This is a genomic window from Moraxella sp. ZY200743, assembly GCF_050885545.1.
GTDB lineage: Bacteria > Pseudomonadota > Gammaproteobacteria > Pseudomonadales > Moraxellaceae > Moraxella > Moraxella haemolytica.
The window spans coordinates 2,246,712-2,253,457 of the sequence record NZ_CP091313.1 but is presented as its reverse complement, the minus strand read 5'-3'; the positions used below and the strand labels follow the sequence as shown (position 1 = coordinate 2,253,457).

7 protein-coding genes are annotated in these 6,746 nt (G+C 40.2%); all 7 read left to right on the top strand.

The annotated features are described in order from the left end of the window. Positions 1–776 precede the first annotated feature (776 nt). A complete protein-coding gene (gene rpmH / locus L3D27_RS10880) occupies positions 777–911 on the top strand; it encodes a 50S ribosomal protein L34 (RefSeq protein WP_003662232.1) in 135 nt (44 codons plus the stop codon). Positions 912–1,007: 96 nt separating this feature from the next. Continuing rightward, positions 1,008–1,376, top strand: a complete 369-nt coding sequence (gene rnpA, locus L3D27_RS10875; protein WP_432481206.1) for a ribonuclease P protein component — start codon at positions 1,008–1,010, stop codon at positions 1,374–1,376. Positions 1,377–1,438: 62 nt separating this feature from the next. Continuing rightward, complete coding sequence (gene yidD, locus L3D27_RS10870; protein ID WP_284673680.1) at positions 1,439–1,771, top strand: membrane protein insertion efficiency factor YidD; 333 nt, start codon at positions 1,439–1,441, stop codon at positions 1,769–1,771. 138 nt (positions 1,772–1,909) lie between these two features. Then, the gene (gene yidC, locus L3D27_RS10865) at positions 1,910–3,553 is read left to right on the top strand and encodes a membrane protein insertase YidC (RefSeq protein WP_432481205.1); all 1,644 of its coding nucleotides are present in this window, start codon (positions 1,910–1,912) and stop codon (positions 3,551–3,553) included. Between the two features lie 110 nt (positions 3,554–3,663). Beyond that, the gene (gene mnmE, locus L3D27_RS10860) at positions 3,664–5,058 is read left to right on the top strand and encodes a tRNA uridine-5-carboxymethylaminomethyl(34) synthesis GTPase MnmE (protein WP_432481204.1); all 1,395 of its coding nucleotides are present in this window, start codon (positions 3,664–3,666) and stop codon (positions 5,056–5,058) included. 14 nt (positions 5,059–5,072) lie between these two features. Beyond that, a complete protein-coding gene (gene nrdR, locus L3D27_RS10855) occupies positions 5,073–5,540 on the top strand; it encodes a transcriptional regulator NrdR (RefSeq protein WP_284673677.1) in 468 nt (155 codons plus the stop codon). 49 nt (positions 5,541–5,589) lie between these two features. Then, positions 5,590–6,627, top strand: a complete 1,038-nt coding sequence (gene ribD / locus L3D27_RS10850; RefSeq protein WP_432481923.1) for a bifunctional diaminohydroxyphosphoribosylaminopyrimidine deaminase/5-amino-6-(5-phosphoribosylamino)uracil reductase RibD — start codon at positions 5,590–5,592, stop codon at positions 6,625–6,627. Positions 6,628–6,746: the final 119 nt, after the last annotated feature.

Genomic DNA, 6,746 nt, shown 5'->3' with positions numbered 1-6,746 from the left:
CTTTGAACAATCCTCAAAACAAAAATACCTAAAAGTTTGTTTATTTTAAAAATATTAAATAAACCTTTAAAAAAATATTAATTAAGAAAAAATAATTAATATATTAATTTTTATTAAACAATAAAGAAAAATCTAGGTATTAAGCAAATTTTGGTGAAATATTAGCATACTTTTGCCAAAATTCAAATATAAATTTTCTGTGGATAACTTTATGGAAAATATTGTGGATAACTAAAAATACTGTTTTTCCCACATATTCTCAACACTTAATATACAATTTTTTCCACAAGTTAACTTAATGATTTTTATTATTTTTTATTAGTTATCAATATAATTCTATATACTTTATTATTACCATTATTATCTCTATAATATAATAACAGAGAAAATGAAAATCTGTGGATAACTTTTTTATTAACCGCAGTCAAAGCCTTGCTATTATTACATATTAACCTACCAAAACATAGTTCAGCTCTTCAAATTTTGTGTTACGCTACAAATACACAAAAAAATATTATGATTGCATAATGATGTTTTTATAAGAGAAACCTGCTTTACTCTAAGCATGAAGTTTTATAACAACAAACCCATTTGAATTTAAAAAAACAACATGTCTTGACAAGCAATTTTATTTTTGATAGAATTTCTGCGTTTTTGCCTTATTTGGCTAAATGACAGTTTGAGACGGCCACAGTTGTTAAGCTGCGGCATATACAGTATTCACCATTTCAGGCTTCTGCAGAGCTTAGTGATTCTAATTAACCTTAAGGTGTAACATGAAACGTACTTTTCAACCAAGCGTTCTAAAACGCAAGCGTACCCACGGTTTCCGTGCTCGTATGGCTACTAAAAAAGGCCGCCAAGTTTTGGCTCGCCGCCGTGCTAAAGGTCGTCATCGTTTGACCGTATAAGCAACCACGCACTAAAAAGCACCACCTTGTTGGTGCTTTTTTATTTACCATTTTTTGATATTCCTATATACTGATATTTTTTTTAAGCATGATTATATGACCATTGAGTTGTTTTCTTTTACTAAAAATCATCGATTACTGCAGCCTACTGAATTTAAGTTGGTGTTTGATGCTCCCATAAAAAAGATTCATAGCAAACACTGCATTGTGTTTATTAAACCCAATCAAAAAAATACACCCAGATTAGGACTTGCTATTACTAAGAAAAAAGTTAAGCGGGCTGTGCTTCGCAATAAAATCAAACGCTGTACCAGAGAAGTGTTTCGTTTGAATCAGCATTGCATTGGTGATATAGATTTAGTTCTTATTGTTAAGATTAGCTTAACAAAAGAAGTAGATATTTATGCTGAGATAGCAGAGATTTTTGAGAAAATTAAGAGCTTGTATCCAAAATCTTATTTATAGAATATTTTTATAAATAATGATTGGTATGGATTAATCATTAAAAATGTTGTGCTAAGTCTGTCATGATAAAAAAAGTGCTAATTGGATTGATTTGGTTTTATCAAAAGGCCATCAGTCCTCTGATGTCTGCTCGCTGTCGCTATTATCCAAGTTGCTCGCACTATGGTAGGTGGGCGATTTTGTGGCATGGGACTTGGGCAGGATTGCCTTTGGTGGCTAAACGCATTTTAAGTTGTCATCCCTTGGGTGGCTCTGGTATAGATTTTGTGCCTGTGCCAATGTCTGTGTATCACTATCGGTATGTCGGCAGTAAATCAAATCATTCTGGTATTGGGGTATTTACTGATGATTTTGATTATGTTGGTAGATTAAATCACTTGATGCGAACCACTTAGTCTGCCAGCTTTTTAAGAATTTTCTAGGTTTTTGGCGTAAATTTTAGTAAAATAAAGGGTTTACTCACAATTTATTCATAAAATGTTGTCAAGGTGCGTCTTTTTGTGTCGCCCAAACGCATTATTAGGAACGATTCCATGCAAAAGATTCTGCGGATTTTAATCATCATTGCCATCTTAATCACAACCTATTTGCTTGTGTTGGCTTGGCGAGATGACTTAATGAATATACCAAAAGCCCCTTCTGTGCCAACACAGTCAAGCGTGGCTGATGTCCCTGCCGTCAGCAGTGGAGATGTGCCAGTGGCAGCAGGGCAAACGGCTGATGTCCCTGCATCTACTGCAAGTACTGCCAATCTCATTAGCGTCTCAACTGACCGCTATGACATTCGTATCAATCCTGTGGGTGGCGACATCGTTTATGCCGCCCTTAAACAGTACAACGAAACACTAGATAGCAAAGAGTATTTCACCTTACTTGAGTCAAATGCTCGCACTTATGTGGCACAGTCTGGCTTGATTGGCAAAGATGGCATTGATACAGCATCAGGTCGTGCAACTTATACCAGTCCTAAGACGCATTATGAGTTAGATGGTTTGGGTGAGCTAAGAGTACCATTAACTTACCAAAAAGATGGTTTGACCATTACCAAGACCTACACTTTTAAGTCGGGTGAGTATCCAATTAAACTAAGTTATAATATTAACAATGCTTCTGCTACAGCGTGGCAAGGTCAGATGTATGCACAATTAAAGCGTGATGATAGTGCTGACCCTGGTGTTGAGAACAAAGGCATGATGGGTATGGCAACTTATTTGGGCGGTGCTTGGGGCACGCCTAATGAGCCATATAATAAGCTTAAATTTGGCAAATTTAATGATGGCGAATTAAACATCACCAGCAAAGATGGCTGGGTGGGTATTGTTCAGCATTATTTTGTCTCAGCATGGACGCCTGGTGAGTTTGATGGGCAATTTTATAGCCGAACCAGTGGACAGGATCATTTTATTGGTTTTAATAGCCCTATGGTCAATGTGGCATCAGGCAAGCAAATCACTTTGGATGCAACTTTGTATGCAGGTCCAAAGGTACAAAAAGAGCTTGCTCCTGTGGCGGTTGGTCTTGAAAAGACGGTGGATTATGGCTTGCTTTGGCCAATTTCTAAGACTTTATTTGCGATACTAGAAGCACTTCATAAAGTGCTTGGTAATTGGGGTTGGGCGATTATTGGCTTAACCATTTTGGTAAAAATCGCTCTATTTTGGCTGTCGAATAAAAGTTATGTATCCATGGCAAAAATGCGAGCCATTGCCCCAAAACTACAAGCCCTAAAAGAAAAGCACGGTGATGACCGCATGGCGATGAGCCAAGAGATGATGCAGTTGTATCGTGACGAGAAGGTAAATCCAATGGCGGGTTGTTTGCCAATTTTGCTACAAATGCCGATTTTTCTAGGTTTGTACTGGTGTTTGGTAGAGTCTGTGGAACTTCGCCACGCCCCTTGGATTTTATGGATTAAAGATTTGTCAGCAATGGATCCATGGTTTATTTTGCCTATCATCATGGGTGCGACCATGTTCATTCAGCAGTTGCTAAATCCGCAACCAACCGACCCCATGCAAGCAAAAATGATGAAAATCATGCCGCTTATCTTTGCTGCATTCATGCTGTTTTTCCCAGCGGGCTTGGTGCTTTACTGGACGGTAAATAACTTGTTTAGTATGGCACATCAGCACTGGGTGAATAAGCGTGTTGGAAAAGAGATGCAATCTAACGCTTAATTGGTGCTTATACTTATAGCAATCCCGCCTTTTGGCGGGATTGCTTATTTTGTATTATGCCTTTTTTTATAAAAATGTTACAATAAACAATCTAAAATTTGAGTATTATCATGTCATCAGCTAGCACCATACAGCAGCCAACCATCGCCGCCATTGCCACACCTATTGGTCAAGGTGGGGTAGGTGTTATTCGTCTATCAGGCAAGAGTGCCTATGATATTGGTTGTCAGATCAGTCAAAAAGCCGCTTTGAAACCCCGCCATGCGTATTTTGCTAAGTTCATGGGTGAGCATGGATTGATTGATGAAGGGGTGATTATTTATTTTAAAGCACCACATTCGTTCACAGGTGAGGATGTGGTGGAGATTCAAGGGCATGGTGGCATTGTGTTGCAAAATCTGCTGTTATCTCGCTGTTTTGAGTTGGGGGCAAGGCAGGCGGTAGCGGGCGAGTTTTCCATGCGTGCTTTTGAAAATGATAAGATTGACTTGGTGCAAGCAGAGGCAATCAGTGATGCCATCAGTGCTACTTCTATCGCTCAAGCGACCAGTGCGATTCGTTCTTTATCTGGTGAATTTTCCAATAAAATCAATGACTTATTAGACAATCTAACCACGCTCCGCTTGTATGTAGAGGCCAGTATTGATTTTCCTGACGAGGAGGATGTGGATTTTTTGTCAGATGGTGTAATTGAGTCAAGGATTGATGAAATCTTGAGGAAGCTTGAGTTGATTTTATCAACAGCTGAACAAGGTCAGTTGCTTCGAGACGGTGTTCATGTGGTGCTTGCAGGTAAGCCTAATGCAGGCAAATCTAGCCTACTTAATCGCTTAGCAGGTACAGAGCGTGCCATCGTAACTGACATCGCAGGTACGACCCGAGATACGCTAGAAGAGCAGTTAAATCTAGATGGATTGATGGTGCATCTGATAGACACTGCAGGATTAAGGCATACTGAAGATAAGGTAGAGCAGATTGGTATTCGCCGTGCCAAAGAGGCGATTGGTCAAGCAGATGTGCTACTTATGGTGTATGATGTGGTGTTAGAGAGCGATCCTGTTGCGTTGGCTCGCACGCTGTTTGATGCAGATGACTTTGATTTGATTGCTAAAAAGTTAATGATGGTTGCCAATAAGTCAGACTTGTTGAATGGCATTCAGATTCCACATGAAACATTGGAAGTTGGCGAATGTATCATTTCTCCAACTTATGTTTCATGTGAAACAGGTGGGGGCATTGATGAGCTTGTGGCTCAGCTAAAGCAAAAAGTAGGATTTCATCCACCGGAAAATAGCTTAATTGCTCGTACCAGACATCTTGACGCTTTAAAGCGTGCCAAAGATCATGTGCTAGATGCTAAGGAGCAATTAACAGTGTTTTTTGCTGGTGAGTTAGTGGCGGAGAGTCTAAGGTTGTCACAGCAGGCATTGGGCGAGATTACCGGTCAAATGACAGCAGATGAATTATTGGGTAGGATTTTTTCAAGTTTTTGTATTGGTAAATAAAAAAAGGTGGGTTTGTGCATTGTCCTTATTGTGGTGTGGTAGATACCAAAGTGATAGATTCTAGGCTTGCTGCAGAGGGTTCTCAGGTGAGACGGCGGCGACAATGTGCTGAATGCGGAGAGCGGTTTACGACTTTTGAGGTGGTTGAGGTGGTTATGCCACGCATCATCAAAGCAAATGGGCGTATTGAACCATACGATCAAAACAAATTGAAGCGTTCCATTTTTCTGCCCCTGCAAAAACGCCCAATCATGACCGAAGAGATTGACGCCACCATCAGCCGTATTGAACAAAAAATACGCAATATGGGAGAGAGGGAGGTGTCTAGTAAGATACTAGGCGAGGTGGTGATGTTGGAGTTGAAATCGTTAGATGATGTTGCTTATGTGCGCTTTGCCAGTATTTATCGAGATTTTCAAGATATTGCTGCATTTCAGGCGGAGCTTGCCAATATCCATGCTGATGTCATAACTAAAAAGTAATGAGATAATACCCGTGAATTTATCAAGTTTACCAATAAATAAAGCAAAAATAGCATTTCATTCAGATGATGTGTATTACATGAATTTGGCAATTGAAGAGGCAAAAAAAGGGCAATTTACTGCCAGACCCAACCCTATAGTTGGCTGTATTCTTGTTAAGAATAACTTAATAATAGGCAGAGGGTTCCACCCACAAACTGGATTGTCTCATGCTGAGGTTTTTGCCTTACAAGATGCTCAAAATTGCGGTGCTGATGTACAAGGAGCGACTGCCTATGTAACGCTTGAGCCGTGCAGTCATACAGGTCGAACGCCACCTTGTGCTGATGCACTTATCCGATCAGGGGTGTCTAAGGTAGTGGTTGCTTGTCTTGATGCTAACCCTTTGGTGTCAGGGAGGGGTGTTCATAGGTTGGAGCAGGCGGGCATTGAGGTTGTTGTGGGTGTTTGTGAGCAGGCTGCCCATGAGCTCAATCGTGGGTTTTTAAAAGCAATGCAAACCGGCAAACCTTATGTCCGCCTAAAGATGGCCATGAGCCTAGATGGTCGGATAGCCATGCAAGATGGTGAATCAAAGTGGATTACAGGTGCAGAAGCCAGAGAAGATGTGCAATTACTAAGAGCAAAAAGCGGTGCCATCATCACAGGTTCTGGCACCATCATCGCTGATAATCCTGCTTTGTCGGTGCGATCATCTCGCTTGGGTGTACCAATGGATAACATTGTGCAGCCAAAAGTTGCGATACTTGATAGGCGTGGCAGGTTGCATGCCAACAGCCCCTATCAAGTATTTGACCGTGCAGATACTATGATTTGGCGTGAAGGGCTTGATGAGCTACTTGATGAGTTGGCGATGTCTGAATGCCGTGATGTCTTGGTGGAGGCAGGTGGTGGGTTGGCAGGGGCTTTTATTGCACAAGATTTGGTTGATGAGTTGATTATTTATCAAGCACCTTGCATCTTAGGTAGTGGTGCGAAGGCGGGGTTTGAGTTGACGCTTGAGCGACTCTCAGCACAAAAACGATTTGATTTGGTTGAATATCAAAAAATCGGTCAAGACTTAAAAATAGTACTAAGACGCAGTTAGAATGGGTTTTGGGATTGTATGAAATCTTAAAAATTAAGTTATCTACAGTATAAATTCATTGATTTTATTCAAGGATTCTTTTATTTATATATAAAACATTTGCTGTGGATAACTTTGCA